This is a genomic window from Nocardia sp. NPDC101769 (genome assembly GCF_044766925.1).
In the GTDB taxonomy this organism is placed as follows: domain Bacteria; phylum Actinomycetota; class Actinomycetes; order Mycobacteriales; family Mycobacteriaceae; genus Nocardia.
The window spans coordinates 72,503-98,344 of sequence record NZ_JBIWMX010000022.1; the positions used below are offsets into that span (position 1 = coordinate 72,503).

Consider the following 25,842-nt stretch of genomic DNA (forward strand, 5'->3'; position numbering starts at 1 on the left):
CTCGTCAGTCGGGCGTGGCCAGCGACTGCAGCAGGCGCGCCGCCACCCGCGCGGTGAGATCCCCGCTGTCCGGATCGTCGATGTGGATGGCGAAGGCCAGATCTCCCATGGTGGCGATGAGCCAGGCGTTGTTGCCGGTGGTGGCCCCGAAGGCCTGGACATCGCGATACCTGTTGAGGCTGGCCATCTCCGGCGCGCCGACCCCGTCACGCAGCATGCCGCGCAGCCGGTCGGTGGCCTCGCCGGGCAGTGCGGCCAGGTCGGCCTCGGTGGTGGCGGGCTGACCGATGGTGATCATCGGCTTGGGCACCTGGCCCTTGGCGATGGCGGCCGCCGCGATGGCCATGCCCCACGGGCTGGCCAGCAGCGAGTCGGCGGCATTGCCGCGGCCCACGTTCTCGGCGGCGTTCTTGCCGGTGGGCAGCCGGCCGGTGGTCTCGTCGAGGCCGGGCACCTTGAAGTCGATGCCGATGCCGAGCAGGCTGGCCGCGTCCGCCGCGTCACCGACCGAGACATCCTGCGGCGCTTTGTGTTTGGTCACCGCGGCGACGTTCTTGAACAGCTCGATCATGCCGCCGACCGGGTACTGCCCGGTGAAGGCGATATTGCCGCGCTCGCTGGCCTGACTGTTCTGCGCCACCGCGACCAGGGCCCCGCTGGAGGGCTGGATGGCCACGATGGAGGTGGGCGAGCCGGTGCTCACCACGGCGTCCTCGGTGGCGCGCTGCAGGCGCTGATCCATGGTCGCCGGAATATCGGGTCCGGGCGGGCCCTGCTCGCCGGCCAACTGGGTGACGAAACTGCCGTCGGGCTCGAACAATTGCACACCCCAGCCGGAGTGCGCGTCGCGATCGTCCTGCCACACCTTGGTGAGCGCGTCGAGCATGGGCGACCAGACCCGGCGGTCCGCAGAGATGAGTTTGGACTGCTTCAGCAGCACCACACCCGGGATCGGGGCCATGCGCGGCTCGAGGATATTGAAGTCGCCGTCGCGCAGGTTGACCGCGACGAAGGGTTTACCCTGCGAGGCCGCGAGCTGCTGCATCAGCGACGGTCCGTCGATGAGCGGCGCGACCGGGGCGATGGCGGCGGCCAGCGCGTTGGTGGAGGCGACCGGGTCGGTGATCTTGGCCGGGTCCAGCTGGACCACATTGATGGTCTGCTCGGTCATGAGCGGCTGGCCGACGATGTCGTTCACCCGGGGTGAGGGGGTGGCGAAGGTGCGCACCAGCTTGGCGCTGCGCTTGGCGTCCAGCTGCGGCATGACCATGGCCGGATCCCACGAGATGCGCCAGCCCACACTGAGTTTGCGCACGGTGCCCTGCAGGTCGTATTTCCAGTCCCGCTTGTCGCCGAAGTTCCAGGCGCCGGTCATGGAGAAGAGTCCGGTCGTACCGTTCAGTCCGGTGAACTGGGTCACATGGTAGTCGGGCTTGCCCGGGTCGAGCCCCTCGAAGACTTGCTTGAGCGTTGCCGAGGCACCCGCCGGGTAGGAAGTCAGCCGTGACGCCCCGTCATAGTCCTTCTTGTCGATCAGCGTGGTGAACCGTTCGACCACCGCCTCCGCACCCGTCGATCGCTCCCGAAAACCACATGACCCCATCGCGATCGCGACGGCTGCCACACCCGCGAGTGCGATCGCACCCCGTACCCGGAAGCGGCGGGATCCCCACACATCCATATCGCCCACTCTTCACTCTGGCCACATCAGCAACAGATCCACGGTACCGCGCGGCGAACGCCCGCGGCTTCACCATCCCACCAGGCGCACTTGCATCGAGCACCACCATAGTGCCGAAATCGGTCAGCAGGGACCACTTACATGATCACCGGTCGGTTACAGCCCCTGGCGTATTCGAGACTTGGCAGACCGTTCGGTTCTCACTGGTGACAGCGCTCCACACCCGCCTCGGCGAAGCCGCCGCACCTCGTTCTCCCAGAGCAGAACCCACTCACGCTGAAACGACGTAACGTTGTAATCAGCATTACAACTCCTTGCAGTAAGTGAGTGTGAACAACATGAGACACGGACATCGTGGACACGGTTTCGGGCGCACCGGCGGCTGGCAGCAGGCCGACCTTCCCGACGCCTCGGACGCCCCCGCCTGGTTCGCCGGAAGATTGCCAGCCGACTGGTTCACCGGTCCCGCCACCCTCGAAGTCGATCGCGACGAAATCGTCGTCCTCGGCGAACTCCCCCTCCCCCCGGCCGAACCCGCCCCGGACGCCGACGCTCCCGCCGGCGACGCGGCACCGGCCGCCGTCCCGCAGGCCACCCGCGAGGGCATCATCGCCCGCTTCCGGGAGACCACCCGCCCCGCCCGCATGCAGATCGCCCAGGAGGCCCAGGTCCGCTACGGCCGCAATGTCGCCTGGGGCGTGCTGGTGGACGGCGAGCGAATCATGTTCACCCACCTGGCCGTTCCGGTCATGACCCGGTTGCGCCAGCCCGAGCGCAAGGTGCTCGACACCCTCGTCGACGCCGGCGTGGCCCGCTCCCGCTCCGACGCGCTGGCCTGGACGGTCAAGCTGGCCGGCAAGCACGCCGAGGAGTGGCTCGCGGAATTACGCACGGCCATGCGTAAAGTCGACGACCTGCGCACGGAGGGACCGAGCGGCCTCTAATACAGTGGGCGCATGGCTGCTTCCGGTCCGATCCTGGTGCTCAACGGCCCGAACCTGAACATGCTCGGCACCCGCCAGCCCGAGGTGTACGGGTCCGACACCCTCGCCGACGTGGTGGAACTGTGCCGCAAGACCGCGGCGCGGTTCGACCGGGAGATCGTGGCGTTCCAGTCCAATCACGAAGGCGCGCTGATCGACCGGATCCACGCCGCGCGCGGGGTGGAGGCGGGCATCGTCATCAATCCGGGCGGGCTCACCCACACCTCGGTGGCGCTGCGCGACGCGCTGGTGATTCCGGAGGTGCCGATCGTGGAGGTGCACATCAGCAATGTGCATGCCCGCGAGGAGTTCCGGCACCACTCCTACGTCTCTCCCATCGCCACCGCGGTGATCGCGGGGATGGGCGTCCAGGGTTACGCGGCCGCGATCGAATTCTTGATCCGCCTCCCCGAGACTTCGGCGCCCGGCTGAGAGCCGTTGACCGTTGGGCACGCGTGCCGGCGGTTGGGAGCCGAACCGATTCTGGACGTACCCGGCGAGTTACCCGCATCTCACGAAATCAGTTGTCGCCTCGCGCATAGGGCCCGGCTCGCTTGGAGCCGGGCCCGTTTTCGTGCACGAGAAATAGCTTGTCCACCCCAAAATGTAGTAGATATGCCCGCGCAGTATTTCGAGGTGCCGGTGGAGATCATCTTCTCCGCCACGCCCTTCCCTCGCATCGGCTCGGAGACCGCCTGATTCCCGTGCGGCTCAGGCGTTCTCGGAACCCGCTCCCATGAGTTCGAAAGTCGACACCGCCCGGCCCGCCGCCGCGCTGGCGGCGACGGCCCGGCGCCAGAACGCCTGCGCCGTGTGCGAGAGGGCGGCGTCCACGCCGACCTCCGCACTGGCGTCGATGATGTGCTGCGCGCCCGCGTCCATCATGCGAAGTCCGGCCACATCGGCCCAGCCGCCGTTCTGGTTCTCCACCGAGAACTGCTCCATGAAGTACGGGAAGGCGGCGCTGGAGCGCACCGCGAACGGCACGAACTGCGCGATGTCGTGCCCGGAGCGCGCGATCATGGCCGTGGCCTGGTCGAAGGCCAGCAGCCAGGGATGGAAGATGGTGAGCAGGCCCTGGTAGAAGACCTGCGCCAGGCCGTCATCCGAGCCCAGGTACTCCTGCGGGCTCAGCGGGCGCAGCAGTTCGGCGTGCGCGTCGAAGACCGCACGCGGGCCGCTGTAGAAAATGTAGGACGCCGGGTGTTCGATATTGTCGCCCGCCGACATCACACCGCCGGAAAGGAATTCGGCGCCGTGCTGCCGCAACCACGCCGCACCTTTTCGGGCCTGCTCGGGCGAATCCGACGAGAGATTGGCGATCACCTTGCCGCGCAGGTGATCCGGAGCCGGACCCAGCACGTCGTACATGGCGGCGTAGTGGGTGAGGCTGAGCACGGCCACCGCATTGGCATCGAGCGCCTCGGCGACCGTGGCCGCCCGCCGGGCGCCGAGCTCGACCATGGCGTCGGCCTTCTCCGGACTGCGGTTCCAGACCGTGACCTCGACTCCGGCCTTCAGGAACGCTGCGACCATGGCCCGCCCCATCGGGCCCAGACCGATGACGGTGACGGATCGACGCAGATCGGACATGGTGTATCCCCTTCGATTTCGGCTGTTCGGGACTGGCGCGCCGGAATCGATGGTGGCCGGGATCGGTAGCCTCGGGAAGACCGCACCTGCGCGTGTGGTTGCTTACCCGAAGGTTCGAAATCTGGTCAGGAGGGCGCGATGAGTACCGGCGGTGACGCGGATCACGAGGTGTGCGGCATGTCCGTGGCCATCGAGGCGGTCGGCGGCAAATGGAAGATGCACCTGATGTGGGTGCTGGCCGAGGGACCGCAGCGGTTCGGGCAGATCCGGCGGCTGCTGACCGGTGTCAGCGAGAAGGTGCTCGCGGAGAACCTGCGGCAGCTGGAGGCCAGTGGCATCGTGCACCGCGAGATCTACCCGGAAGTGCCTCCGCGCGTGGAGTATTCGCTCACCGAGCTGGGCTGGGAACTCAGCGCGGCGCTGCGGCCGCTGGAGGAGTGGGGCGACCGCAATCGGAATCGGATTCCCGGCCGCGCGCTCACCCCGGCCACCTAGGACCCCGCGATCCGCTCCCCGATCCGTTCCAGCAGGGCGGCGGCGTTCGCCATGCTGCGGGCCGGATCGGGCTCCAGCTCGGACAGCGCGTAGGCGGTGGCGAATCCGGCCTCCCGCACCTGATCCGGGGTGAGTAGGACCCGGCCCGCCACGGCGACCACCGGTACGCCCGCCGTCCGCGCCGCCCGGCAGACCCCGATCGGGGCCTTGCCGGACAGGCTCTGGGTATCCAGCGAGCCTTCCCCGGTGACAACCAGATCCGCGTCCGCCAGCTGGGCCCGGAAATCGATCAGGTCGAGGACGAGCTCGATGCCCGAGCGCATCCGCGCGCCCAGCGCCGCCAGCGCCCCGAAGCCCGTGCCGCCCGCCGCGCCCGCACCCGGTTTGTCGACCCATTCCGGACCCAGCACCGCAGCCCAATTCTTCAGCGCCGCTTCGAGAGTGGCGACCTGCCCGGGATCCGCGCCCTTCTGCGGCGCGTAGATCGCGGCCGCGCCATCCGCGCCGAGCAGCGGATTGTCCACATCGCTGGCCAGCGTGACCGTCGCATCGGCCAGCCCGGGGTGCAGATCATCGCGATCCACCCGCACCGCACGCGCGAGTGCCGCTCCACCGCAGGGCAATTCGTTTCCGTCGGCGTCGAGGATGCGCAGTCCGAGCGCCTGCAGCAGGCCCGCCCCGCCGTCGGTCGAGGCGCTCCCACCCAGCCCGAGCACGATGTCGCGCGCTCCCCGATCGAGCGCGTCCCCGATCACGCCCCCCACCCCGTAGGTGCTGGCGTGCAGTGGATCGGGCTGCCCGCCGGGGAGTTTCGCGAGGCCGCTGACCGCGGCCAGCTCCACCACGGCCACCCGCCCGCGGACCGCGTACGAGGTGGTCACCGGCGCGAGCGTCGGCCCGTAGCTCTCGACCCGCACCCGCTCCCAACCCGCCGCAACGAAGGCGTCGACCGTCCCGTCCCCGCCGTCGGCGATGGGTGTCCGCTGTACCGCGGCGCCGGGGGCGGCGCGGGTGATCCCGCCGGCCAGCGCGTCCGCCACCTGCGTGGCGCTCAGTGAGCCCTTGAACTTGTCCGGGGCCAGCAGCACCCGGCGCGGCGATGGGTTCGTCATCTCTACATCTTGATCTCCGATGTGGGAAGCGACGCTCCGGACGCCACCATTCGGTCAAACGATCAAATAGCCGTCACGGGACGACTAACGTCGCACCCATGTCGAGTGAGTCGATCGAGGTCCGCAAGAACGCCGCACTGGATCGGTTCGAGCTGTACGTCGACGGATACCTCGCCGGGGTCGTGGCCTATCAGGACACCGCCGAGGAGCGGGCCTTCGTGCACACCGAGGTCTACCCGCAGTTCGAGGGCCTGGGGTACGGGCGCAAGATCGTGCAGGGCGCGCTGGACCAGACCCGCGACGACGGGTTCGGGATCCTGCCGCTGTGCCCGATGGTGCACCACTTCGTCGAATCCCGGCCCGAGTACCTGGCTTTGGTGCCGAAGTGGTCGAGGGAAAGGCTCGGCCTGCCCCAGCAGTGATCGCGGTCGGCACTCCTCGAGGGCACCGACGATCAGTACGCCTTGACCGCGCCGTCCAGTGCGTTCTGCAGTTCTTCGCGTACCACCCGCGTGATCTCGGCGGGCTTGGTGGGCAGCTCCGCCACGGGCATGCCGAAGTAGAAGCTGGCCGAGCGTGCCTCCTCCTTGGTGGGTTCCACCGCGGGATCCAGCCGCGGGCCGTAACTCAGACCCAGGCTCACCAGCACCGGTTCCGCCCCGAGCTTCCTGGCCCGGAAGGCGATGTGCCCGATGCCGGTTCCGACCGTCTGCACCTGGGTGGGGTCCACGTCGTTGCAGGTGCCCTCCGGGAACACCGCCACCCCGTCACCGCGCGCCATGCGCTCGGCGCAGATGTCGATCATGCGCTGCCCGGCCGCGTTCACCGCGCGCAGGCCGTGGTCCTTGCCCCGGAAGACCGGGATGCCGCCCATCATGTCGATGCGCTCGCGCAGCTTGGTCTCGGTGAACAGCTCGTCCTTGGCCAGCACCCGGGTGTGCCCGATGACCGGCCGCAACGCGCTGCGCCAGGCCGCGGCGGCGACGGTGTACGGATCCAGCTGGGAGAGGTGGTTCACCGCGATGAGCAGCGGTCGCCGCTGGGAGATGAACTCCCGCAGCCGGTCCCGCGCCCCGGCCGCGTAGGTCACCCGGGGGCGATAGCGACGACTCAGCAGCCAGTAGGCCGCCCGCGCCTTCAACAGGTTCTGCTGGTGGTCACGGTAGAAGTCGTAGACCGCGTCGCTGTTCTCTAGTACGACCTCGGGGCGTTCCATAGCGCCCACCCTAGCTACCAACCGCAAGGTATGCGGGACAAGATTTTCGCGGCCCGCAGCGGCACAAATGGGTAAGCGGCAAATTATGCAACGCAATTGGTCTGTGTCAGTGCGATGATGGCTGAGTGGCACGCGCAGAGGAACACGGTGACCGTTCTCGACGCGAATTCCGGCATGAGGACCAGGTGGTTCGACCAGGGACCCTGCTGGTGTCCGCGACCGATCTGACCGAGCCGTCGTTCCGACGGTCGGTGGTCTACATCCTCGAACACAATGACGGCGGCACCTGGGGCGTGGTCCTCAACAAGCCCAGCGACACCGCCCTGCACGACGTACTCCCCAACTGGTCCGAACTGGCCGCCGGCCCCCGCGCGCTCTACATCGGGGGCCCGGTGAAACGCGATGCGGCGCTGTGCCTGGCCACCATCAAGGTGGGTGCGTCCATCGCCGGGCTGACCGGCGTACGCCGGGTGGACGGCCGGGTGGTCCTGGTGGACCTGGATTCCGATCCGGACCGCATCGAGGGTCTGGTGGAGGGCATCCGGGTCTTCGCGGGCTACGCCGGCTGGACCTTCGGGCAGCTGGAAGGTGAACTGGATCGCGGCGATTGGATCGTCCTATCCGCCCTGCCCACCGACCCGCTGGCAGGCCGCATCGACCTCTGGGCCCACGTCCTGCGCCGCCAGCCGCTGCCGCTGTCCCTGCTGGCCACCCACCCGATCGAACTGGAACGCAACTAGGATCGTGAATCCGGTATGGGTATGTACTCCCTCCGGAACGTGACGACTGATCTGGTGATCTATGGGTAACTCACCGGGTACGCCCACTCCACCAGCTCCACACCGCCGGTCCGGTGCGCGACCGGTTCGGCACCCGGCTGTCGGCAGAAGGCGCGGAGAGGCGGGTTAGCGCGATGCCGGAGGACCAGGCGGCCTTGCTCCGCGCGCTGTACGACGAGCACGCGGCGGCGCTGTGGAGGTACACCTACGGGCTGGTCGGGGATCCGGGCCGGGCCGAGGACATCGTGCAGGAGACCCTGTTGCGCGCCTGGCAGCGGCCCAATGTGCTGGACCAGTCCACCAGTTCGGCGCGGGCCTGGCTCTTCACGGTCGCCCGTAACCTGGCCGTGGACGAGCATCGCAGCGCGCGCAGCAGGCGCGAATTCCGCACCGATCATCCGCCGGAGGTACCCGAAGCGGACAAGACGGATCGGACGCTGGACGGGTGGCTGGTGGCGGATGCGCTGGCGCGGCTGAGCATGGATCACCGCGACGTAATCGTCCGTGCCTACTACCGGGGCCTGTCCACGCATCAGATCGCGGAGGAGCTGGAGATCCCGGAGGGCACGGTCAAGTCCCGGATGCACTACGGCATGCGGGCATTGCGATTGGTGCTGCAGGAGATGGGGGTGACGAGATGACCGAGGGCCGTGAACCGTGCGCTGGCTACACCACCTGGGACGGCGCGTATGTGCTCGGCGCTCTCGCCCGGGACGACCGCCGCGAGTACGAGGAGCATCTGACCGGATGCGAGTCCTGCCGAGCGGCCGTGTCGAAACTGGCCGGTCTGCCCGGCCTGCTGGCCCTGGTGGATGCCGAGACCGCGTTGTCGGTTGCGGCGCAAGACGATCCGCCCTCCACCGTGCCGCCGCCGCCCGAGCGGCTGCTGCCGACCCTGGCGGCGCGGGCCGCCAAACGGCGGCGCCGGGGGCGATGGGAAGCGATCGGCGGAGCAGTGGCGGCGGCGGCCGCGGCGGTGACCATCGCGATTCCGGTGACCGCCACCGTGGCCCAGCACGAGGGCCCGACCTTCGTGCAGCAGGTGGTGGCGCAGGGTCCGCTGAAGCCGCAGACCGACACCCCGATCCAGGCCACCTTCAAGGTGATGTCGATCAACGGCCAGACCCGGGTCGACATGTGGTGCCAGTACCCGTCCTCGGACGAGGAGTACGTGTGGACGCTGTCGCTGTGGGTGACCCGCAACGACGGCGTGCAGTCCAAGCTCGCCGAGTGGACGGTCAAGCCGGGGCAGACGCTGACTCCGGACGGCACCACCTCGGTCTCGCCGGAGCAGTTGAAGACGGTCGAGATTCGCAACGGGTCCGGGAAAGTCCTGCTGGCAGCCGGCATCTGAGCACGCGCGCGAACGACGCGCCCCGGGTGGGAGCGCGCCGTCCGGCACCGTCGTGACTACCGGGTCTTGCGCCGGAAAGTCGTGGTGGACCAGAAATATCCGAACACGCCGATCACCACGCACCAGCCGATGGCCAGGATGCCGTTGTGCCCGATCGGCCCGCCCATCAGCAGCCCGCGCAGGGTCTCGGTGATCGGGGTGAAGGGCTGGTACTCGGCGAACTGCTTCACCCCCGCCGGCATGGTGTCCGTCGGCACCAGGCCGCTGCCCAGGAAGGGCAGGAACAGAATCGGCATGGGCATGTTGGACGCGCTCTCCGGGGTCTGGGCGATCAGGCCGAAGCCGACGCCGAGCCAGTTCAGCGCGAAGACGGTCAGGCCGATGAGGCCGAAGGCCGCCAGCCATTCCACCAGGTTGGCGTGCGGCCGGAAGCCGATGGCCACGGCCATCAGCGTCATGGCGACCACGCCCAGCATGCCCTGGATCAGGGTGCCGACCACCTGCCCGGTGAGTACCGAGGCGTGCGAGAAGTGCATGGTGCGAAAGCGATTGATGATGCCCTTGGTCATATCGGTGGCCATGCCGACCGCGACGCCCGCGACCATGTACGCCGGGATGATGAGCATCATGCCGGGCGTCAGGTAGTCGATGTACCGGCCGCCGGTGGCCGATTTCAGCGCACCGCCGAACACGTAGTTGAACAGCAGCAGCAGGAACACCGGCATGATGATCAAGGAGAAGGTCATGCCCGGATACCGCTTGGCGTGCACCAGGTTCCGGCGCAGCATGGTCTTCGAGTCGGCGAACGACATGGTCAGAGTCGGCCGGACCGTCACCCCACCGCCGCCCCTGATGGAATCGCTACGCGATGCAATCTTCATTTGGAGGTCTCCTTCTCCGGAGCGTGGCCGCCGGTGAGGGCCAGGAAGACGTCGTCGAGGTCGGGGGTGTGCACGGACAGGCCCGCGGGTTCCACCCGGGCCGCGTCGAGGCGGTCGATCACCTCGCGGACCGAGCGCACCGCGCCGTCGCTCGGAATGGCCAGCGTGAGGTCACCGTTGACCTGCGCGGCGTCACCGAAAAGCCGTGCGGCGGATTCGAATTCGGCGCGCTCGCCGAAGTCCAGGCGGATGTAGCCGCCGGGCACCATGCGCTTGAGCTGATCGGCCGTGCCCTGGGCGACCAGTTGCCCCCGGTGCAGGACCGCGATGCGGTCGGCCAGCTGGTCGGCCTCTTCCAGGTACTGGGTGGTGAGGAAGATGGTGACGCCCCGCGCGGTGAGGTCGCGGATGATGTCCCACATGCCGCGGCGGCTGCGCGGATCCAAACCCACGGTGGGCTCGTCGAGGAAGATGATGCGCGGATCGCCGACCAGGGTCATGGCCAGGTCCAGGCGGCGGGTCATGCCGCCGGAGTAGCTCGAGGCGATCTTGTCGGCGGCCTCCTCCAGATCGAAGATGGCCAGCAGTTCCGCTGCCAGCCTGCGGCTTTCGGTGCGCGGCAGGTGGTGCAGGTCGCCCATGAGAATGAGATTCTCGCGGCCGGTGAGGAGTTCGTCCACGGCCGAGAACTGGCCGGTGACCCCGATGATCGAGCGCACGCCGTCGGGCTGGGTGGCGGGATCGAAACCGCCGACACTGATCTCGCCGCCGTCGGCGGGTTTCAGGGTGGACAGGATCTCGACCGTGGTGGTCTTGCCCGCGCCATTGGGGCCGAGCAGCGAGAAGACGCTGCCCTCCGGGACGGTGAAGTCGATGCGGTCGAGCACGATGTGCTCGCCGAAGGATTTGCAGAGGCCGGTGACCGCGATGGCCGCCTGTGCAGGGTCGTTGTACATGTCTCCCTCTCATCAATGGATAGGCATGAATGCATACGTCATCCAGGCCGTGACCGCCGAGGCTTGCGATCAAAGTGTTTTGGTTTCAGCTATTCGGTTGTGCTGCCGGGTTTTTCGATCAGATATCGAGGTCCTCGACCTGCGAGTGCTCGGTGGCGTCCACGACGCGGGCGTAGAGGCGATCGGGAATCTTGCCCTGCAGGTCCTCGATGGTGTCGTAGACCTCGAGGGTGAAATCGCCCCAATCCTGTTCGCCCAGACCGAGGAAGCGACGCCACTGGCGCCAATTGGTGTCGGTCGGGAACTCCGACCAGTTGGAGAAGTGGCTGTGTACCGCATACGCGCCCTTGCGGGTGCGGTACACCCGGATGTCCTCGATGCGCTCGTTGGCCATCTGGTGCCAGTGGGTGAGCAGGGTGCCGGAGAACCGGACCTGCCGGGTGCCGTCCTTGCCCACCTTCAGGACCACCTCGTCGTAGCCCTGTTGCCGGCCCTCCTCGAGCTCGATGAAGCGCCGCAGTGCCGTCACGATCGCGCCCGACAGATTGCCCCCCACCAGCTCCTGCGCGCGCTGAAACAGCTTCAGGTCATCATCGGATACGTAAATCGTCTTGTTCGGCATGCACCAACTATACGTAGACGTATACATACACTGCAAGACCTGTCGCGAAACGCGGAGATTGAACCGCTGACGACTCGCATCCGTATCCCGGTTGAAGGCACTCGGGCACCGGTGGCTGCCACCGGAAAGGACGCGCCCATGCATAGCGGCACACGGGTCGCTGACCAGCTGGTCAAGGCGGTATCGGCGCTGGGCGTCGGGCACATATTCGGCGTCGACGGAGCAAATATCGAAGACCTCTACGACGCGGCTTTCGATCATCGGGATCTGATCACCGCCGTGGTGGCCAAGCATGAGTTCGGCGCGGCCACCATGGCCGACGGGTATGCGCGTTCGACCTCCGGCCTCGGTGTCGTGTGCGCGACCTCCGGCGGCGGCGCCGTGAACCTCGTCGCCGGGCTGGCCGAATCGTTCGCCTCCCGGGTGCCGGTGCTGGCACTGATCGGCCAGCCCCCGACCGTCCTGGAGGGCAGGGGCGCGTTCCAGGACACGAGTGGGCAGGCCGGCGCCTTCGACGCGGTCGCGCTCTACACGCCGATCTCGCACTACTGCGCCCGCGTCGAGGCCCCCGCCGACCTGCCCGCTCACCTCGCCCGCGCGGTCTCCGCCGCCCGCCGGGGCGGGCCCGCGGTGCTGTTGCTGCCCAAGGACATTCAGCAGGCCGACCTGGTCGCCCCGGATTTCGTGCCGCCCGCGCGCGCCTACCGCCGCGACATCGGGAACCTGTGGCGGGTGCTGCACACCGTGCGCCGCGCCCGAGCGGTCGGCAAGATCGTCATCATCGCCGGGGACCAGGTGGCCCGCGACGACGCCCGCGGCGAACTGGCCGCCTTCGCCGCCGCCGTGGACGCCGCCGTCGGGGTCGCACCCGACGCCAAGGACGTCTACCACCACGCGGACCCCGGCTACTGCGGGGTCGCGGGCAGCATGGGCAATCCCGAACTGCTCGACGTCCTGCGCGGCGCGGAGCTGTGCCTGCTGATCGGCACCCGCATGCCGGTCACCGCCCGGGCCGGGCTGGAGGACGCGCTCGCGGCGGTGCCGCTGGCCGGAATCGGCGCGCTGCCGCCGTTCCTGCCCGCCGGGCACGCGCACAGCAACGACCTGGCCAAGACCCTCGCCGAACTGATCGGCGAATTGGATTCCCACGACGGCGAAACCGACGCGCGGATCATCCCGCTGCGGCCGTACCCGTCCGGCGAGCCCACTCTGACCCCGCTGCCCGTGCCGCCCTCCGACGGTCCCGGGCTGCGCTATCGCGAGGTGGTGGAGACCATCAACGACGCGCTGCCCCCGGGCTCGGACGTTTTCGCCGACGCCGGCAATACCGGTGCGGCCGTGGTGCATCACCTGCGGCTGCCACGGCACGGGCGCTTCACGGTGGCGCTCGGCATGGGCGGCATGGGCTATGCCTTCGGGGCCGGGATCGGGTCGGCCTTCACCCGGCACCGCCGCCCGGACGGCGGGCAGCGGCGCACCTACGTCATCGCGGGCGACGGCGCGTTCTTCATGCACGGCATGGAGATTCACACCGCGGTCGAACACCGGCTGCCGATCACCTTCATCGTTCTCAACAACAACGCACACGCCATGTGCATCACGCGCGAGCAGCTGTACTACGGGGATCGCTACAGCTTCAACAGATTTCGTCCCGCGTATCCGGGCGCGGGGATGGCCGCCATGTTCCCGGATCTGTGCACCCACGCACCGGAGAACCGGGCCGAGCTGGCCGCAGCACTGCGGCACTGCGCCGACCGCCCGGGACCGTCGTTCGTCGCGATCGACTGCGATCCCGACGAAATCCCGCCGTTCACACCGTTCCTGACGCCACCCGGGAGGTAACCCGTGACCACCAGCGCCCTGCCCGCCCTCAGTGACATTCCGGAAGCCGACGTACCCGGCCTGCTGCGCATCGAGAACTCCGATCGCGAGGCCACCACCCCGATCATCCTGGACATGCTGCGATCGGTGTATCCGCACGACCAGATCTTCGGCGACTTCTGCCCGGTCCAGGGGTTCATCGCAGCGCCGCCGCGGGAGCTGTACGAGTACCTCGCCGACACCCGGTGCCTGGAGGAGTGGACCTACAGCCTGCGCGGATTCACCGAGACCGAGGAGCCCGGGCTGTGGGTGTCGCACGACCGGCTGGGCGACAGCACCAGGATCTACACCCGCACCGTCGCCAATCCCGACGCCATGACCGTGGACTACCACTGCGCCTGGGACCAGAGCGACCACCTGTGGATGATCTACCTGATGCGGGTGATCGACGCCCAGGTGGTGTTCGACAAACCCGGTTCGGTGGTGCTGTGGACGAACTGCCACCACCCGTTCTACGACAAGAACCCCTACAAGGACACCGCGCCCGACAAGCGCAAGGTGTGGGTGGGCGACTTCTGGGAAATGTTCTCCGCCGGGCACCAATTGGAGCTCGACAACCTCAGGGCCATCGCGGAATACCGCGCCTCGCACGGCCTGCCCATCAAACCCGACTGGATGCGGAACCCCTCGGGAAAGAAGTGAGTTGAGCGCCATGGACTTCACCGACCCCGCCCTCCGGATGGCGCCGCCCGTCAGTCTGGTCGATGTCTCCGGTTATCTGCCCGGCGACCCGGTCGGCACCGAGTACTTCACCCAGTTCTCCCGCTCGGACCGGATGGCCAAGAACGTCATGTTCCGGGCTCCCAGTGGCCGCCATCACGTCGGCCGCGACGAGACCGCCGTGGACATGGTGGAGCGAGCCGTCGCACCGCTGATCGAACGCCATGGGGCACAGGAGATCTCGAATGTCGACATCCTGCTCACCCATACCCAGCTGCCCGACAATCCGGTGCTGGGCGCCGGGCCGGAGGTGGCGCGACGGCTGGATATGAAGCCGCGCTGGGTGTTCGACATCCACAACGGCGGCTGCGCGGCCTTCGTCCACATGATGTGGATGGCCCGCATGATCCTGCAGACGACCGACGCGCGCACCGCGCTCATCGCCTGTACTCAGAACTGCGCGGGCCCGGTGTTCACCCAGCCCGATATCCGCGGGCTCGCGCAGGCTCCCGTTCCCGGCGACGGCTGCGGGGTCGGGCTCCTCGTCAAGAACAGCTCCGCGCCGATCCTCGATATCGAGTGCCGCACCTATCCGGAGTTCGCGGGCGACATGGAGTTCAGCACCAATGGCGAACGCAAGTACTGGGAGCCGGGCGAGGGCCAGGGCTGCGTCACCTTCACCGAATCCAAGGTGGCCAAGGTGATGACGCGCGGCAATCGGCTGGTGCCCGAGGTGGCGCACGCGGTGTGCAAACGCATCGGGGTGAAGTCCCGCGATATCGACACCTTCGTCACGAACCAGCCCAACCGGCTGTTCCTGCGCAACTGGAACGAGGCGATGGAACTGCCGCCCGAACGGCACCCGGACACCTTCGACAGCTGCGGAAACCTGTTCGCCGCGGGCATTCCCGTGACCCTGGACGCCGAGAACCGGGCCGGGCGGCTACGCAACGGCTCGGTGGTGCTGATGGCGGCGTTCGCCCACGCCGGGGACTTCGCGGGAGCGGCGGCGGTCCGCTGGGGCGCGGCTCGATGACCCGCCCCGGTGCGGGGGAGCGCAGGCGGCCCGCGGCGGGGATCGTGGCGCCGGTGTCCTGGCCGACGGGATTGCGAGGTTCCGAGCTGGCGGGCTGTTCCGCCACCGTCGACCCGCACGGCGCGGACACCATCCGCTACGACCTCAGCCTGAGCGAAAACCCGTTTCCGCCACTGCCTTCGGTCATCGCCGCGCTCGACGACTGCCTCGGCAAGGCGAACCGGTATCCGGAATTCCTGCCCCGGCGGCTGCCGCGGCTGATGGCCGATCACCTCGGCGTCTCGGCCGACCAGGTGGTGGTGGGTTCCGGCGCGACCGGGGTGGCCATGCAGGTCATGCAGACCCTCCCCCGCGCCGGAGCCGAATTCATCTACGCCACACCGACCTTCGACGGCTACCCGATCATGGCGACCATGACCGGGCTGCGGCCGGTGGCGGTGCCGCTGGACAGCCACGGCCGCCAGGACCTGTGGGGCATGGCCCGCGCGGTGAACGAGCGCACCGGGCTGATCGCGGTGTGCCGACCGCACAATCCGACCGGAACAGTGCTCCCGGCCAGCGAAGTGAAGGCGTTCCTGTATTCCGTCCCACCGCGAGTGCCGGTGATCCTGGACGAGGCGTACGTCGAATTCCTCGGTGCGAATGACACTCTCGACGCCGTCGAGCTGATCGACCGGCACCCCAATGTGCTGGTGCTGCGCACCTTCTCCAAGGCCTACGGCCTGGCCGGGCTGCGCATCGGCTACGCGTTCGGCGCGGCGGGACTGGTGCACCGGGTGCATCGGCTGCAACTGCCCTTCGGGGTGCCCGCCACCGCGGTGGCCGCGGTGCGCGCGTCCTATACCGCGGAAGCCGAACTGGGCGAACGGATTCTGCGCATCACCACCGAACGCGAACTGTTGCGCGCCGAACTGCGGCGCGGCGGCATCCGGGTGCCGCGCAGCAGCGCCAACTTCCTGTACCTGCCCGGCCGCGATATCGCGCCCGCGCTGGCGCGCGCCGGAATCGTGGCCAAGCGCTACCCGGACGGCAGCGCCCGCATCGCGGTGGGCGATCCGGGTTCGGACCGGGCCGTGCTACACGCGCTGGCCGCCCGGCCCTCGGCGGGCACCCGTTCGCTGCGGCACGAGGACAGCCGGCTGCTCTCGCTCACGGCGCGCTACGAGCCCACCGCTGCGCAAGGGCGGCACACGTGATCAGCTGAATCTGGTGGAACATCATGAGCGGCAACACGACCAGTCCCACCGAATGCCCCGCGAACAGCACCGTCGCCATGGGCAGCCCGGTGGCCAGGCTCTTCTTGGATCCGCAGAACACCACCACGATCCGGTCGGCGCGATCGAATCGCACCGCCTCGCCGAGGAATCCGGTGGCGACCAGCACGATGGCCAGAATCGCGCAGCACACCACGGCCAGCAGCAGAATCCGCCACGGCGACATGGCATGCCAGATACCCTCGACCATGCCCGCGCTGAAGGCGCTGTAGACCACCAGCAGGATGGACCCGCGATCCACCAGCTTGGTCGGCTCGGCGTAGCGGGCCAGGAAACCCTTGACCTTCGGCCGGATCAACTGGCCCAGGAAGAACGGCACCAGTAGCTGCAGCACGATGTCCACCACCGCGGACGGGTCCACGCTCGCCTGCCCGGTGGTGTTCATGAGCAGGATCACGAGTGCGGGAGTCAGGAAGACGCCCAGCAGGTTCGACACCGTGGCGCTCACGATCGCGCCCGCCACGTTGCCTTTGGCGATGGAGGTGAAGGCGATCGAGGACTGCACCGTGGACGGCACCAGGCACAGGAACAGCACACCGGTGTAGAGATCGCTGGTCAGCACATGCGGCACCAGCACCCGGGCGGCCAGGCCGATCACGGGGAAGAGCACGAATGTGCAGACCAGCACGGTCAGGTGCAGTCGCCAGTGCTTGAGGCCCGCGATCGCCTCCCGCGGCGCCAGGCGCGCACCGTAGAGCAGGAACAGGAATCCGATGGCGATCTTCGTCAGCCAGCTCACGACCTCGGCCGCCTCGCCCCGAGCCGGGAAGATACTGGCGAGGACGACCATCGCAAGGATCGACAGGATGAACCCGTCTATATAGAACTTGCTGAGAAATCGCACCGAAACAGGCTAAACACCTCGCTTCGTTGGGATAACACAACACCCGCGCTGCCGCGATACTGGTGGTAATCGACAGTCACGACGACTCCCGAGGTGGAATCGCCATGGTCCTTCGGACCGACGCGGCTGCGGCCGCTACCAATACGTGGGGGATATCCGGCCCGGCCTTCCTCCTGTTCTATGTCCTCGCCGGCCTTTCCGCGGTCGTATTCGCCTACGCACGGCGCGCGGCGGTGATGCGGGCGGTCGACCCGGCTTGGCCACCGGCCGGGCCGCTGCGCCCCAGCGAATCCGCCATGCTGGTCGACGACCGGCGTCCGGTGCTGGCCGGGTTGGCGCAATTGCGCGGCCATCAGATCATCGACTCCACCGGCATGCCGGTCCGGCCGCTGACCGCCGCCGAGGAGCAGCACCTGGATCCGATCTCCCGCGCGCTGTACGCGCACCTGGACAGATCCCGGCAGGCGCGCATGCCCGGCATGCTCGTCGGAACCGCCGGGGTGTCGATGGCGCTGCGCGGCTACCTCACCGAGCGCGGCTATCTGTTCGGCGAGAAGCAACGAAAAGCCCTGCGGACAGCGCGGTTTCCACTCTTCGGGTTGCTCGCGCTCGGACTGGTCCGGCTGATCGCGGGCGCGGCCGCCCATCATGCGGTCGGCTTCCTGGTGTTCGCCATGATCGTGCTGGCGGTCCTCACCCTCGCGGTGGGCCGGCCGCCGCGCCTGACGCAGCGCGGCCGCGACGCCCTCGCCGCCGCCCAGGCCGGCAACCGGCATCTGCGGCCCGCCAACTCTCCCGCCTATTCCGCCTACGGACCCGACAGTGCCGCGCTCGCCGTGGCGCTCTATGGCGGGATGGTGTTGTGGACCCTCGACCCGGCGCTCGCGGGCGCAGCCAACGTAGTGACCGGTGGTGGCGGCGGTAGTGACGGCAGCTCCTGCAGCAGCAGTGACAGCGGAAGCACTTGCAGCAGTAGCAGTAGCAGTTGCAGCAGCGGCAGTAGTTGCGGCAGCAGTAGCAGCTGCGGCAGCAGCTGCGGAGGAGGCTGCGGCGGATGACCGGTTCACCACTTCCCGAGGGATCGCTGGGCATCGGCTGGCGGCGCGAGATCTGCGGTCTGGTGGCCGTGCTGGAGGGCATCGGATTCTGCGAGGTTATCGCGGAAACGCTGGCGCCCAGGGATTCCGGCGGCCGGGCCGGCACGATCCTCCGGCGCGGTCGCGGCTCCCAGCCCGGCGTCGACGTGCCCGAGGAGCTGGCCGCGCTGGTGGCCGGGGGCATTCCAGCTGTGCCGCACGGTATTTCGCTGTCGCTCGGCGGTGCGGAAGCGGTGGACGACCGGCGGGTCTCGCATCTCGCCGACTGCGCGCGGGCGCTGGGTGCGCCGCTGGTGAGCGAGCACATCGCCTTCGTGCGCGCGGGCGGCCTGGAGGCCGGGCACCTGCTGCCGGTGCCGCGCACCCGCGAGGCGCTGGATGCCCTGGAGCGCAATATATTCCGCGCGAGCCGTCAGCTGGATGTGCCGCTGGCGGTGGAGAACATCGCGGCGCTGTTCGAATGGCCGCACGCCGAGTACACCGAGGCGGAGTTCCTCCAGGAGCTTGTCGAGCGTACCGGGTGCCACCTCCTGCTCGATATCGCGAATGTCTATGCCAATGCCCGCAATACGTCACGTGATCCGCTCACGGAGCTGTTGCGCCTGCCCGCCGAACGGGTGGCGTACTGCCATATCGCGGGCGGCCACGAGTCCGGCGGCCGCTACATCGACACCCATGTCCACCCCGTCCCCGCCGAGGTGCTGGCCCTGGTCGCCGAGTTCACGGCCGGCCACGCCGTCCCCCTCATGCTGGAACGCGACGGAAACTACCCGCCCGCAACCGAACTCACCGCGGAACTGAACGCCATCGCCACGGCCTCCGGCCGCCCGCCCATTACCCTGCGCCCGGAGGTGATCCCGGCGTGACCATCGAATCGCCCCGGACGGCGGGGACACTCGCCGAGCAGCAGGCGGCCGTGGTGCGAGCGCTGGTCGCCGGTGACCGGCCGCCGCCCGGTTTCGACGCGGACGATCTCGCCGCCACCGCGCACGGCCTGCTGCACAAGCGGGCCGAGGAGGTGGCGCGGCGCTTCCCGCGCCTGGCACAGGCCGCCGGACCCGACTTCCGGGCCCGCTACCTGGACTGGGCGCGCACCCGGCCGAAGACCACCACCACCGAGGACGCCGCGGCCTTCGCCCGTGACCTCGGACTACCCGATCCGCGGCCGAAACCCGGCAGGCGGCCACGGTGGCCCGGCCGCCGCGGACGATGATGCGTGGGTGGCCTTCCTCACGCGCGATCCACGGCACGGCTATCGGCCTAATCCGGCCCCGGCGACCCGGACGGCCAGCCGGATCCTGCTTCGATTCGGGCTGGCGCGCTGGGATTTCGTGCTGCGGCAGACGGTCCTCGCGCCCGGTGGGCAGTCCGGGTGGCATTACCACGACGGGACCCTGTTCGTACTGGTCACCGGCGGTGCGCTGGATCATCCGAAAGCCGATTGCACCCCGGTCACCATCCGGCCGTGGCGGGTCTTCCGGGAACCGAGCGGTCCCGGGCACGCGCACCTGGCCCGCAACAGCGGCCCGCGACCGGTGAAACTGACCGTCTTGTACGTGAATCCGAAGGGGAGCCCGCTCGCTCGCAGCATCCCGCCGCCCGCGTGCGCGGGCGAACCCCTCGGCAAGTGATCCGGATCATTGAGGCAAGCTGGGCACATGATCGAAGTCGTCACCGTCGGCACCGAGCAGGAACTGGCGGACGCCTACGCGGTGCGCATGAAGGTCTTCGTGGACGAGCAGGGCGTGCCCGCGGACATCGAGATCGACGAGCTCGACGAGACGGCCGACCATTTCCTGGCGCGGCTGGACGGCAGGCCGGCCGGGGCCGGGCGGCTGATCGTACGGGACGGTGTCGGGGTGCTCGGGCGGCTGGCGGTGCTGGCGGAGACGCGCGGCACCGGGCTCGGCGTGGCGCTGGTGCGCGCCATCGAGGAGCGGGTGCGCGAGCGCGGCCTGGGCGCGGTCGAACTCCATTCGCAGACCCACGCGCAGGGCTTCTACGAGAAGCTCGGGTACGAGGCGTACGGCGAGATCGGCATGGACGCGGGCATTCCGCACATCTGGATGCGCAGGTCGCTCGCGAACTGAGACCTAGGCGGTCTCGCAGGCGTCCCGCAACGAGCAGGCGCCACAGGCACTGCCGCAGCCGCCGACCTTCTCCTCCGGGAACGCGGCGGCGAGCGCCTTCTCGGCGGCGGCCGCTCCGGCGCCGAGGGTGAACACCGCGATGACCACAGCCACCACGGCCACGACCAGGGCCGCGATACCACCGGCGACCAGTGCGACCGCACCGGCGGCCGCGAGCAGCAGACCCGCCACGACCGAGGTCGGCGCGGCCACCCGGTTGGCCAGCTTGAAGGATTCCTCGGTCTTCACCGCGGCCTCGGAGTGCACCCCGAAATACCGGTTGCCCGGCAGCGTCCCAGTGAATCCGAGCACGCCCGTGACCACGGCCACAGCCGCGAGGACAAAGAGGATCAGCGCCACGACGAACACCCGGCTCACGCTACACGGGGTCCAATTTGCCTCCGCTTCGCTCCGGCGGGTTCGCGGCACTGCCCAGAAGCGATCGATGCTGCATGGACCCTTTTTGGGATGCAGGACGGCGACGTTTTACCCTGGTGAACGACCTTATCGGGGATTGGCTGGACAAAGAAGGCAGGACCGTGCAGGACACCCGTGCATCCGAAACACCCACCGCGACCGCGGGTGGGGGCGGCGACGTTCCCGCACACCGCTACAACGCCGATCTCGCCGGCCGCATCGAACAGAAGTGGCAGGGCAACTGGCAGGAACGCGGCACGTTCTACGCGCCCAACCCGGTCGGACCGCTGCAGGGCGAGACCCCGGCCGACAAGCTGTTCATCCAGGACATGTTCCCCTACCCGTCGGGAGCGGGCCTGCACGTCGGTCACCCACTGGGCTACATCGCCACCGATGTCTTCGCCCGCTACCACCGCATGCACGGCCGGAATGTGCTGCACGCCCTGGGTTATGACGCCTTCGGCCTGCCCGCCGAGCAGTACGCGGTGCAGACCGGCGCGCACCCGCGCGACACCACCATGGCGAATATCGCCACCATGCAGCGGCAGCTGGACCGCCTGGGCCTGGGCCACGACCGCCGCCGCACCTTCGCCACCACCGATCCCGAGTACTACCGGTGGACGCAGTGGATCTTCCTGCGCATCTACAACGCCTGGTACGACACGGGCCTGGGCAAGGCCCGCCCGATCGCGGAGCTGATCGCCGAATTCGAGGCCGGCAAGCGGGAAGCCGTCGAGGGCCGCGCCTGGAACGAGCTGTCCCCGTCCGAGCGCAATGCCGCCATCGACTCCCATCGCCTGGTCTACCAGACGAATTCGATGGTCAACTGGTGCCCGGGCCTGGGCACCGTGCTGTCCAACGAGGAGGTCACCGCGGACGGCCGCTCCGAGCGCGGCAACTTCCCGGTGTTCCGTAAGCGCCTGTGGCAGTGGATGATGCGCATCACCGCCTACTCCGATCGCCTGGTCGACGACCTGGACGGGCTGGACTGGCCGGAGAACGTGAAGGCCATGCAGCGCAACTGGATCGGCCGCTCGCGGGGCGCGCAGGTCAAGTTCGAGGCTGGCGCGGATCTGATCGAGGTCTTCACCACCCGCCCCGACACTCTGTTCGGAGCGACCTACGTGGTGCTGGCCCCCGAGCACGAGCTGGTCGACAAGCTGACCGCCGCCACCTGGCCCTCCGGCACCGACGCGCGCTGGACCCTCGGCAACGCCGACACCCCCGCGGAAGCCGTTGCGGCCTACCGGAAGTCGATTGCCGCCAAGTCGGATCTGGAGCGGCAGGAGAACAAGGAGAAGACCGGCGTCTTCCTGGGCTCCTACGCCACCAACCCGGTCAACGGCGCACGCGTGCCGATATTCATCGCCGACTATGTGCTGAGCGGCTACGGCACCGGCGCGATCATGGCCGTCCCCGGCCACGACCCGCGCGACTGGGAGTTCGCCACCTCCTTCGGCCTGCCCATCATCGAGGTCGTCACGGGCGGTGATGTCTCGGAGGCGGCCCACGCCGGTGACGGTGTCATGGTGAACTCCGGCTACATCGACGGCATGGACATCGAGTCCGCCAAGGCCAGGGTGATCGCCGAGCTGGAGGCCAGCGGCCACGGTAGGGGCACCGTCCAGTACAAGCTGCGCGACTGGCTGTTCGCGCGTCAGCGCTACTGGGGCGAGCCGTTCCCGATCGTCTACGACGAGGACGGCGCGCCGCACTCGCTGCCGGAATCCATGCTGCCGGTGCGTCTTCCGGAGATCGACGACTTCGCGCCGGTCACCTTCGACGCGGACGACGCCGACTCCGAGCCGTCCCCGCCGCTGGCCAAGGCCACCGACTGGGTGCACGTCGAACTGGACCTGGGCGACGGCGTCAAGAAGTACCGCCGCGACACCAATGTCATGCCCAACTGGGCGGGCAGCTCCTGGTACCAGCTGCGCTACGCCGACCCGACCAATACCGAAACCTTCTGCGCCCCCGAGAACGAGCAGTACTGGCTGGGCCCGCGCACGGCCGAGCACGGCCCGAAGGATCCGGGCGGCGTGGACCTGTACGTCGGCGGCGTGGAGCACGCGGTGCTGCACCTGCTGTACGCGCGCTTCTGGCAGAAGGTGCTCTTCGACCTGGGTGACGTGTCCGGCTCCGAGCCGTACCGCCGCCTGTTCAACCAGGGCTACATCCAGGACTACGCCTACACCGACGCGCGCGGCGCCTACGTGCCGGCCGCGGAGATCGTGGAGCGGGACGGAAAGTTCTTCTGGACCAATGCCTCCGGCGTGGAGGAGGAGGTCTTCCAGGAGTACGGCAAGATCGGCAAGTCGCTGAAGAACGCCATCTCCCCCGACGAGATGTGCGACCTGTACGGCGCCGACACCTTCCGCTTCTACGAGATGTCGATGGGCCCGCTGGACACCTCGCGGCCCTGGGCCACCAAGGATGTCGTGGGCGCGCACCGCTTCCTGCAGCGGGTGTGGCGACTGGTGGTGGACGAGGAGACCGGCGCGGTGAAGGTCACCGATGGCGAGCCGTCGGCCGAGGCCCTGCGCCTGCTGCACAAGACCATCGCCGGTGTCGACGACGACTACGCCAACCTGCGCGACAACACCGCGGGCGCCAAGCTCATCGAGCTGACCAACTTCCTGACCAAGAACTACGGCGACGGCGCGCCCCGTGCGCTGGTGGAACCCCTGGTCCTGATGCTGGCCCCGATGTCCCCGCACGTGGCCGAGGAGCTGTGGGAGCGTCTGGGCCACACCACGGCCCTGGCCCACGGCCCCTTCCCGGTCGCGGATCCCGCACTGCTGGTGGCGGATTCGGTCGAGTACCCGATCCAGGTCAACGGCAAGGTCCGCAGCCGCGTCAGCGTCGCCGCCGACGCCGACCAGGCCGCGGTCCAAGCCGCCGCGCTGGCGGACGAGAAGATCGCGGAACTGCTGGGCGGCAAGACGCCTCGCAAGATCATCGTGGTGCCCGGCCGCCTGGTGAACATCGTCGCCTGAGTTGACCGGCGTTCGGCCCGGTGCGCACCGCGCACCGGGCCGAATTCAGCTGCGGCACAGTTCTACCGGGGCGGAATCAGGACATCGTTGAGGGTGACCAGCTGCAGGCTGCGTTCCCGGATGATGTCGGTGAGCTGGTCGTAGAGGTGGGTGACGGTCGGCCGGTTGGCGTGGCCGATGACGATGGACTGCGCCCGGAACCACTGGCGCGCGGCATCGAGGACCATGCCGTCGTTGATCACCGGATTGGTGTCGTTCAGAGTGCCATACCACATGGTCGGGACGGTGTAGCCGCAGTCGGCGGCGACGGCGTCGACGCTGCCGTTGTGGTGGCCGTAGGGCGGGCGGTAGTAGGGCGTGCCGTCGGTGCCGTACTGGTTCCAGAGGAAGTCCTTGCAGCGCCCGAGCTGGTCGGCGATGGCGCCGCCGGACAGCTTGGTCAGGTCCGGGTGGTCCCAGGTGTGGTTGCCGAGCTGGACCTGCCCCGAGTCGACCAGGGGGCGCAGCACATCCCGGTGGTCGAGCCAGCCGGGATAGTAGGCGGTCACGAAGAAGGTGAGCCGGGCCCCGGTATCCCGGGCGAAATCGATGAAGCCGCGGATGGTTTCGGAGCTGGCGCCGTCATCGATGGTGAGCGCCATGTGGTTTCCGTCGCCCGGCAGCGCGGTGATGGTGCCCGGGCCGATCGGCGTTTTGGGTCCGAAATCCGGTGTCACCTGCGGCATCCCGGGCAGCTGGGGAATAGTTCCGCCGGCGGATCCGGTGTCGAAGGGGAAGTCGGCGCGCGATTCGCCCGTGCCCAGCAGGGTGGCGGCCGTACCCGCCGCCAGCATCGTCAGCAGCCGTCGTCTGTCCATTGCGACCCTCATTCAATTCACTACGGTTGAAAATTCCGCTCCCCCAGCGAAAACCGGCTATGTCGGCGAGACAAGCACATCGTTGAGCGTCACCATGGAAAGGTTGCGCTCCCGGATGATCTCGGCCAGACGGTCATAGCAGTGCGTCACGGCGGGATGATTGGCATGTCCGATGACGATGGCCTGCGCATTGAAATACTTTCGCGCACACTCGATCAGATAGTCCTCGGTAATGACACCGGAGTCGGACAGCGAGCCGTACCACATGGTGGGGACGGTGTATCCGAGATCCGCTGCCACCTTGTCGACCGTAGCATTGTGGCGGCCGTAAGGGGGACGGAAATACGGCGTCCCGTCCACGCCGAAGGTATTGCGCAGGAACGTCTTTGCCCGGGTGAGCTGCGAGGCCACGTCGGTAGCGGACAGTTTGGTGAGATCCGGGTGGTCCCAGGTGTGATTGCCCAGCTGGATCTGCCCGGCCTCCACCAGCGGTCGCAAAGCGGCGCGGTGCGTGGTCCAGGAGTCGTAATTCGCGGTGACGAAGAAGGTGAACCGCGCCCCGGTGTCCTTGGCGAATTCGATATACGCCCCGACCACATCCGGATCGGCCCCGTCGTCGACGGTGAGTGCCAAATTGTTGCCGGTGCCGGGCAATCCGGTAATCGTCCCGGCGGGAATGCGGGATTTCTGCGTGACCGGCGGCGCGGCGAGCGCCTTCGGAGTCGGTCCCGCCGACGATGTTCCGGCAGGTCCGCTGATGCGCGGCGTCACCTTGTGGGAGGGGCCGGACTCCGCGGAGCAGCCGGTCAGCACCGCCGCAGTACCCGCGGCGAGCATCACGAGCAACTGTCGTCTATCCATCTCTGTCGTTCGCTCCGAAGATGTATTCTGCGCCTCGCCTCCCTCGCAGGGCCTACCTGTTATATCTACGCGCCGTGAACTGAGCACCAATTCTGTGCGAAATGATCGAAATTCAGCA

Annotated in this window: 28 protein-coding genes; 17 read left to right on the forward strand and 11 right to left on the reverse strand. The window is 68.4% G+C overall.

Annotated features, from left to right (window positions below; translation table 11 throughout):
- Positions 1–4 precede the first annotated feature (4 nt).
- Entirely contained in the window at positions 5–1,558 is a 1,554-nt protein-coding gene (locus ACIRRA_RS29455; RefSeq protein ID WP_402774677.1) for an NTF2-like N-terminal transpeptidase domain-containing protein, read from the reverse strand.
- A gap of 461 nt (positions 1,559–2,019) precedes the next feature.
- Between ACIRRA_RS29455 and ACIRRA_RS29460 the strand changes: the two genes are divergently transcribed.
- Both ACIRRA_RS29460 and aroQ read left to right on the forward strand, forming a co-directional pair.
- On the forward strand, positions 2,020–2,625 hold the full coding sequence (locus tag ACIRRA_RS29460; RefSeq protein ID WP_402774680.1) for a hypothetical protein: 606 nt from the start codon (positions 2,020–2,022) through the stop codon (positions 2,623–2,625).
- Positions 2,626–2,637: 12 nt separating this feature from the next.
- Positions 2,638–3,096, forward strand: coding sequence for a type II 3-dehydroquinate dehydratase (gene aroQ / locus ACIRRA_RS29465; RefSeq protein ID WP_402774683.1), 459 nt, complete (start codon positions 2,638–2,640; stop codon positions 3,094–3,096).
- 279 nt (positions 3,097–3,375) lie between these two features.
- On the opposite strand, the gene ACIRRA_RS29470 is transcribed toward aroQ, so the two are convergent.
- Positions 3,376–4,257, reverse strand: coding sequence for an NAD(P)-dependent oxidoreductase (locus ACIRRA_RS29470; protein WP_402774686.1), 882 nt, complete (start codon positions 4,255–4,257; stop codon positions 3,376–3,378).
- Between the two features lie 138 nt (positions 4,258–4,395).
- On the opposite strand from ACIRRA_RS29470, the gene ACIRRA_RS29475 reads away from it, so the two are divergent.
- Entirely contained in the window at positions 4,396–4,752 is a 357-nt protein-coding gene (locus ACIRRA_RS29475; RefSeq protein ID WP_379384231.1) for a winged helix-turn-helix transcriptional regulator, read from the forward strand.
- Here ACIRRA_RS29475 and ACIRRA_RS29480 read toward each other — a convergent pair.
- Positions 4,749–5,864 carry a glycerate kinase gene (locus tag ACIRRA_RS29480; RefSeq protein ID WP_402774690.1) on the reverse strand — a complete coding sequence of 372 codons (1,116 nt, stop codon included), beginning with the start codon at positions 5,862–5,864 and terminating at the stop codon, positions 4,749–4,751. The two genes, ACIRRA_RS29475 and ACIRRA_RS29480, sit on opposite strands and share 4 nt — an antisense overlap.
- A 98-nt stretch (positions 5,865–5,962) precedes the next feature.
- Here ACIRRA_RS29480 and ACIRRA_RS29485 point away from each other — a divergent pair, with 98 nt between their 5' ends.
- Positions 5,963–6,286, forward strand: a complete 324-nt coding sequence (locus tag ACIRRA_RS29485; RefSeq protein ID WP_402774693.1) for a GNAT family N-acetyltransferase — start codon at positions 5,963–5,965, stop codon at positions 6,284–6,286.
- Positions 6,287–6,318: 32 nt separating this feature from the next.
- On the opposite strand, the gene ACIRRA_RS29490 is transcribed toward ACIRRA_RS29485, so the two are convergent.
- Positions 6,319–7,080: a lysophospholipid acyltransferase family protein gene (locus ACIRRA_RS29490; RefSeq protein WP_402774696.1), complete on the reverse strand. Its 762-nt coding sequence runs from the start codon at positions 7,078–7,080 to the stop codon at positions 6,319–6,321.
- Positions 7,081–7,205: 125 nt separating this feature from the next.
- On the opposite strand from ACIRRA_RS29490, the gene ACIRRA_RS29495 reads away from it, so the two are divergent.
- From ACIRRA_RS29495 to ACIRRA_RS29505, 3 genes are all read left to right on the forward strand, one after another.
- Positions 7,206–7,820: a YqgE/AlgH family protein gene (locus ACIRRA_RS29495; protein ID WP_356995964.1), complete on the forward strand. Its 615-nt coding sequence runs from the start codon at positions 7,206–7,208 to the stop codon at positions 7,818–7,820.
- 173 nt (positions 7,821–7,993) lie between these two features.
- Positions 7,994–8,500 (forward strand): sigma-70 family RNA polymerase sigma factor, encoded by a 507-nt coding sequence (locus tag ACIRRA_RS29500; protein ID WP_402774699.1) that lies wholly within the window; start codon positions 7,994–7,996, stop codon positions 8,498–8,500.
- A complete protein-coding gene (locus ACIRRA_RS29505; RefSeq protein WP_402774702.1) occupies positions 8,497–9,213 on the forward strand; it encodes a zf-HC2 domain-containing protein in 717 nt (238 codons plus the stop codon). The genes ACIRRA_RS29500 and ACIRRA_RS29505 overlap by 4 nt, the downstream gene beginning before the upstream one ends.
- A gap of 56 nt (positions 9,214–9,269) precedes the next feature.
- Here ACIRRA_RS29505 and ACIRRA_RS29510 read toward each other — a convergent pair whose 3' ends face one another.
- The 3 genes from ACIRRA_RS29510 to ACIRRA_RS29520 form a co-directional block, all read right to left on the reverse strand.
- Entirely contained in the window at positions 9,270–10,094 is an 825-nt protein-coding gene (locus tag ACIRRA_RS29510; RefSeq protein ID WP_402774705.1) for an ABC transporter permease, read from the reverse strand.
- Complete coding sequence (locus ACIRRA_RS29515) at positions 10,091–11,050, reverse strand: ATP-binding cassette domain-containing protein (RefSeq protein ID WP_402774707.1); 960 nt, start codon at positions 11,048–11,050, stop codon at positions 10,091–10,093. Before ACIRRA_RS29515 ends, ACIRRA_RS29510 begins: the two co-directional genes overlap by 4 nt.
- A gap of 118 nt (positions 11,051–11,168) precedes the next feature.
- The gene (locus tag ACIRRA_RS29520) at positions 11,169–11,672 is read right to left on the reverse strand and encodes an EXLDI protein (RefSeq protein ID WP_402774710.1); all 504 of its coding nucleotides are present in this window, start codon (positions 11,670–11,672) and stop codon (positions 11,169–11,171) included.
- A 138-nt stretch (positions 11,673–11,810) separates the two neighbouring features.
- Between ACIRRA_RS29520 and ACIRRA_RS29525 the strand changes: the two genes are divergently transcribed.
- Genes ACIRRA_RS29525 through ACIRRA_RS29540 form a run of 4 tightly spaced genes read left to right on the forward strand, consistent with a single transcriptional unit; the run spans position 11,811 to position 16,445 of the window.
- Positions 11,811–13,514, forward strand: coding sequence for a thiamine pyrophosphate-binding protein (locus ACIRRA_RS29525; protein ID WP_402774713.1), 1,704 nt, complete (start codon positions 11,811–11,813; stop codon positions 13,512–13,514).
- A 3-nt stretch (positions 13,515–13,517) separates the two neighbouring features.
- The gene (locus tag ACIRRA_RS29530; RefSeq protein ID WP_402774716.1) at positions 13,518–14,195 is read left to right on the forward strand and encodes an SRPBCC family protein; all 678 of its coding nucleotides are present in this window, start codon (positions 13,518–13,520) and stop codon (positions 14,193–14,195) included.
- A gap of 10 nt (positions 14,196–14,205) precedes the next feature.
- Entirely contained in the window at positions 14,206–15,249 is a 1,044-nt protein-coding gene (locus ACIRRA_RS29535; protein WP_402774882.1) for a 3-oxoacyl-ACP synthase III family protein, read from the forward strand.
- Complete coding sequence (locus ACIRRA_RS29540; protein ID WP_402774718.1) at positions 15,246–16,445, forward strand: aminotransferase class I/II-fold pyridoxal phosphate-dependent enzyme; 1,200 nt, start codon at positions 15,246–15,248, stop codon at positions 16,443–16,445. The genes ACIRRA_RS29535 and ACIRRA_RS29540 overlap by 4 nt, the downstream gene beginning before the upstream one ends.
- Here the strand turns inward: ACIRRA_RS29540 and ACIRRA_RS29545 are convergent.
- Positions 16,399–17,367 (reverse strand): bile acid:sodium symporter family protein, encoded by a 969-nt coding sequence (locus ACIRRA_RS29545; RefSeq protein WP_402774720.1) that lies wholly within the window; start codon positions 17,365–17,367, stop codon positions 16,399–16,401. The two genes, ACIRRA_RS29540 and ACIRRA_RS29545, sit on opposite strands and share 47 nt — an antisense overlap.
- 104 nt (positions 17,368–17,471) lie before the next feature.
- On the opposite strand from ACIRRA_RS29545, the gene ACIRRA_RS29550 reads away from it, so the two are divergent.
- The 5 genes from ACIRRA_RS29550 to ACIRRA_RS29570 are packed head-to-tail and all read left to right on the forward strand — an operon-like array spanning position 17,472 to position 20,554.
- Positions 17,472–18,425 carry a TIGR04222 domain-containing membrane protein gene (locus tag ACIRRA_RS29550; RefSeq protein WP_402774723.1) on the forward strand — a complete coding sequence of 318 codons (954 nt, stop codon included), beginning with the start codon at positions 17,472–17,474 and terminating at the stop codon, positions 18,423–18,425.
- On the forward strand, positions 18,422–19,330 hold the full coding sequence (locus ACIRRA_RS29555) for a DUF692 domain-containing protein (RefSeq protein ID WP_402774726.1): 909 nt from the start codon (positions 18,422–18,424) through the stop codon (positions 19,328–19,330). Before ACIRRA_RS29550 ends, ACIRRA_RS29555 begins: the two co-directional genes overlap by 4 nt.
- A complete protein-coding gene (locus tag ACIRRA_RS29560; protein ID WP_402774729.1) occupies positions 19,327–19,677 on the forward strand; it encodes a hypothetical protein in 351 nt (116 codons plus the stop codon). The genes ACIRRA_RS29555 and ACIRRA_RS29560 overlap by 4 nt, the downstream gene beginning before the upstream one ends.
- Before the next feature lie 7 nt (positions 19,678–19,684).
- A complete protein-coding gene (locus ACIRRA_RS29565) occupies positions 19,685–20,095 on the forward strand; it encodes a hypothetical protein (RefSeq protein WP_402774731.1) in 411 nt (136 codons plus the stop codon).
- Between the two features lie 27 nt (positions 20,096–20,122).
- Positions 20,123–20,554: a GNAT family N-acetyltransferase gene (locus tag ACIRRA_RS29570; RefSeq protein WP_356995977.1), complete on the forward strand. Its 432-nt coding sequence runs from the start codon at positions 20,123–20,125 to the stop codon at positions 20,552–20,554.
- A 3-nt stretch (positions 20,555–20,557) separates the two neighbouring features.
- Here ACIRRA_RS29570 and ACIRRA_RS29575 read toward each other — a convergent pair whose 3' ends face one another.
- On the reverse strand, positions 20,558–20,962 hold the full coding sequence (locus ACIRRA_RS29575; protein ID WP_402774734.1) for an SdpI family protein: 405 nt from the start codon (positions 20,960–20,962) through the stop codon (positions 20,558–20,560).
- A 170-nt stretch (positions 20,963–21,132) separates the two neighbouring features.
- On the opposite strand from ACIRRA_RS29575, the gene leuS reads away from it, so the two are divergent.
- Positions 21,133–24,006, forward strand: a complete 2,874-nt coding sequence (gene leuS, locus ACIRRA_RS29580; protein WP_402774885.1) for a leucine--tRNA ligase — start codon at positions 21,133–21,135, stop codon at positions 24,004–24,006.
- Positions 24,007–24,068: 62 nt separating this feature from the next.
- Here the strand turns inward: leuS and ACIRRA_RS29585 are convergent, their stop codons facing one another.
- Positions 24,069–24,863 carry a polysaccharide deacetylase family protein gene (locus ACIRRA_RS29585; RefSeq protein ID WP_402774736.1) on the reverse strand — a complete coding sequence of 265 codons (795 nt, stop codon included), beginning with the start codon at positions 24,861–24,863 and terminating at the stop codon, positions 24,069–24,071.
- 57 nt (positions 24,864–24,920) lie between these two features.
- Positions 24,921–25,724 carry a polysaccharide deacetylase family protein gene (locus tag ACIRRA_RS29590; protein WP_402774739.1) on the reverse strand — a complete coding sequence of 268 codons (804 nt, stop codon included), beginning with the start codon at positions 25,722–25,724 and terminating at the stop codon, positions 24,921–24,923.
- Between the last annotated feature and the right edge of the window lie 118 nt (positions 25,725–25,842).

Bases quoted from the DNA above. Each gene is read 5' to 3' on its own strand.
- ACIRRA_RS29460 (WP_402774680.1), top strand. From the start codon at position 2,020: ATGAGACACGGACATCGTGGACACGGTTTCGGGCGCACCGGCGGCTGG.
- aroQ (WP_402774683.1), top strand. From the start codon at position 2,638: ATGGCTGCTTCCGGTCCGATCCTGGTGCTCAACGGCCCGAACCTGAAC.
- ACIRRA_RS29470 (WP_402774686.1), bottom strand. From the start codon at position 4,257: ATGTCCGATCTGCGTCGATCCGTCACCGTCATCGGTCTGGGCCCGATG.
- ACIRRA_RS29475 (WP_379384231.1), top strand. From the start codon at position 4,396: ATGAGTACCGGCGGTGACGCGGATCACGAGGTGTGCGGCATGTCCGTG.
- ACIRRA_RS29480 (WP_402774690.1), bottom strand. From the start codon at position 5,864: ATGACGAACCCATCGCCGCGCCGGGTGCTGCTGGCCCCGGACAAGTTC.
- ACIRRA_RS29485 (WP_402774693.1), top strand. From the start codon at position 5,963: ATGTCGAGTGAGTCGATCGAGGTCCGCAAGAACGCCGCACTGGATCGG.
- ACIRRA_RS29490 (WP_402774696.1), bottom strand. From the start codon at position 7,080: ATGGAACGCCCCGAGGTCGTACTAGAGAACAGCGACGCGGTCTACGAC.
- ACIRRA_RS29500 (WP_402774699.1), top strand. From the start codon at position 7,994: ATGCCGGAGGACCAGGCGGCCTTGCTCCGCGCGCTGTACGACGAGCAC.
- ACIRRA_RS29505 (WP_402774702.1), top strand. From the start codon at position 8,497: ATGACCGAGGGCCGTGAACCGTGCGCTGGCTACACCACCTGGGACGGC.
- ACIRRA_RS29510 (WP_402774705.1), bottom strand. From the start codon at position 10,094: ATGAAGATTGCATCGCGTAGCGATTCCATCAGGGGCGGCGGTGGGGTG.
- ACIRRA_RS29515 (WP_402774707.1), bottom strand. From the start codon at position 11,050: ATGTACAACGACCCTGCACAGGCGGCCATCGCGGTCACCGGCCTCTGC.
- ACIRRA_RS29520 (WP_402774710.1), bottom strand. From the start codon at position 11,672: ATGCCGAACAAGACGATTTACGTATCCGATGATGACCTGAAGCTGTTT.
- ACIRRA_RS29525 (WP_402774713.1), top strand. From the start codon at position 11,811: ATGCATAGCGGCACACGGGTCGCTGACCAGCTGGTCAAGGCGGTATCG.
- ACIRRA_RS29535 (WP_402774882.1), top strand. From the start codon at position 14,206: ATGGACTTCACCGACCCCGCCCTCCGGATGGCGCCGCCCGTCAGTCTG.
- ACIRRA_RS29540 (WP_402774718.1), top strand. From the start codon at position 15,246: ATGACCCGCCCCGGTGCGGGGGAGCGCAGGCGGCCCGCGGCGGGGATC.
- ACIRRA_RS29550 (WP_402774723.1), top strand. From the start codon at position 17,472: ATGGTCCTTCGGACCGACGCGGCTGCGGCCGCTACCAATACGTGGGGG.
- ACIRRA_RS29555 (WP_402774726.1), top strand. From the start codon at position 18,422: ATGACCGGTTCACCACTTCCCGAGGGATCGCTGGGCATCGGCTGGCGG.
- ACIRRA_RS29570 (WP_356995977.1), top strand. From the start codon at position 20,123: ATGATCGAAGTCGTCACCGTCGGCACCGAGCAGGAACTGGCGGACGCC.
- ACIRRA_RS29585 (WP_402774736.1), bottom strand. From the start codon at position 24,863: ATGGACAGACGACGGCTGCTGACGATGCTGGCGGCGGGTACGGCCGCC.
- ACIRRA_RS29590 (WP_402774739.1), bottom strand. From the start codon at position 25,724: ATGGATAGACGACAGTTGCTCGTGATGCTCGCCGCGGGTACTGCGGCG.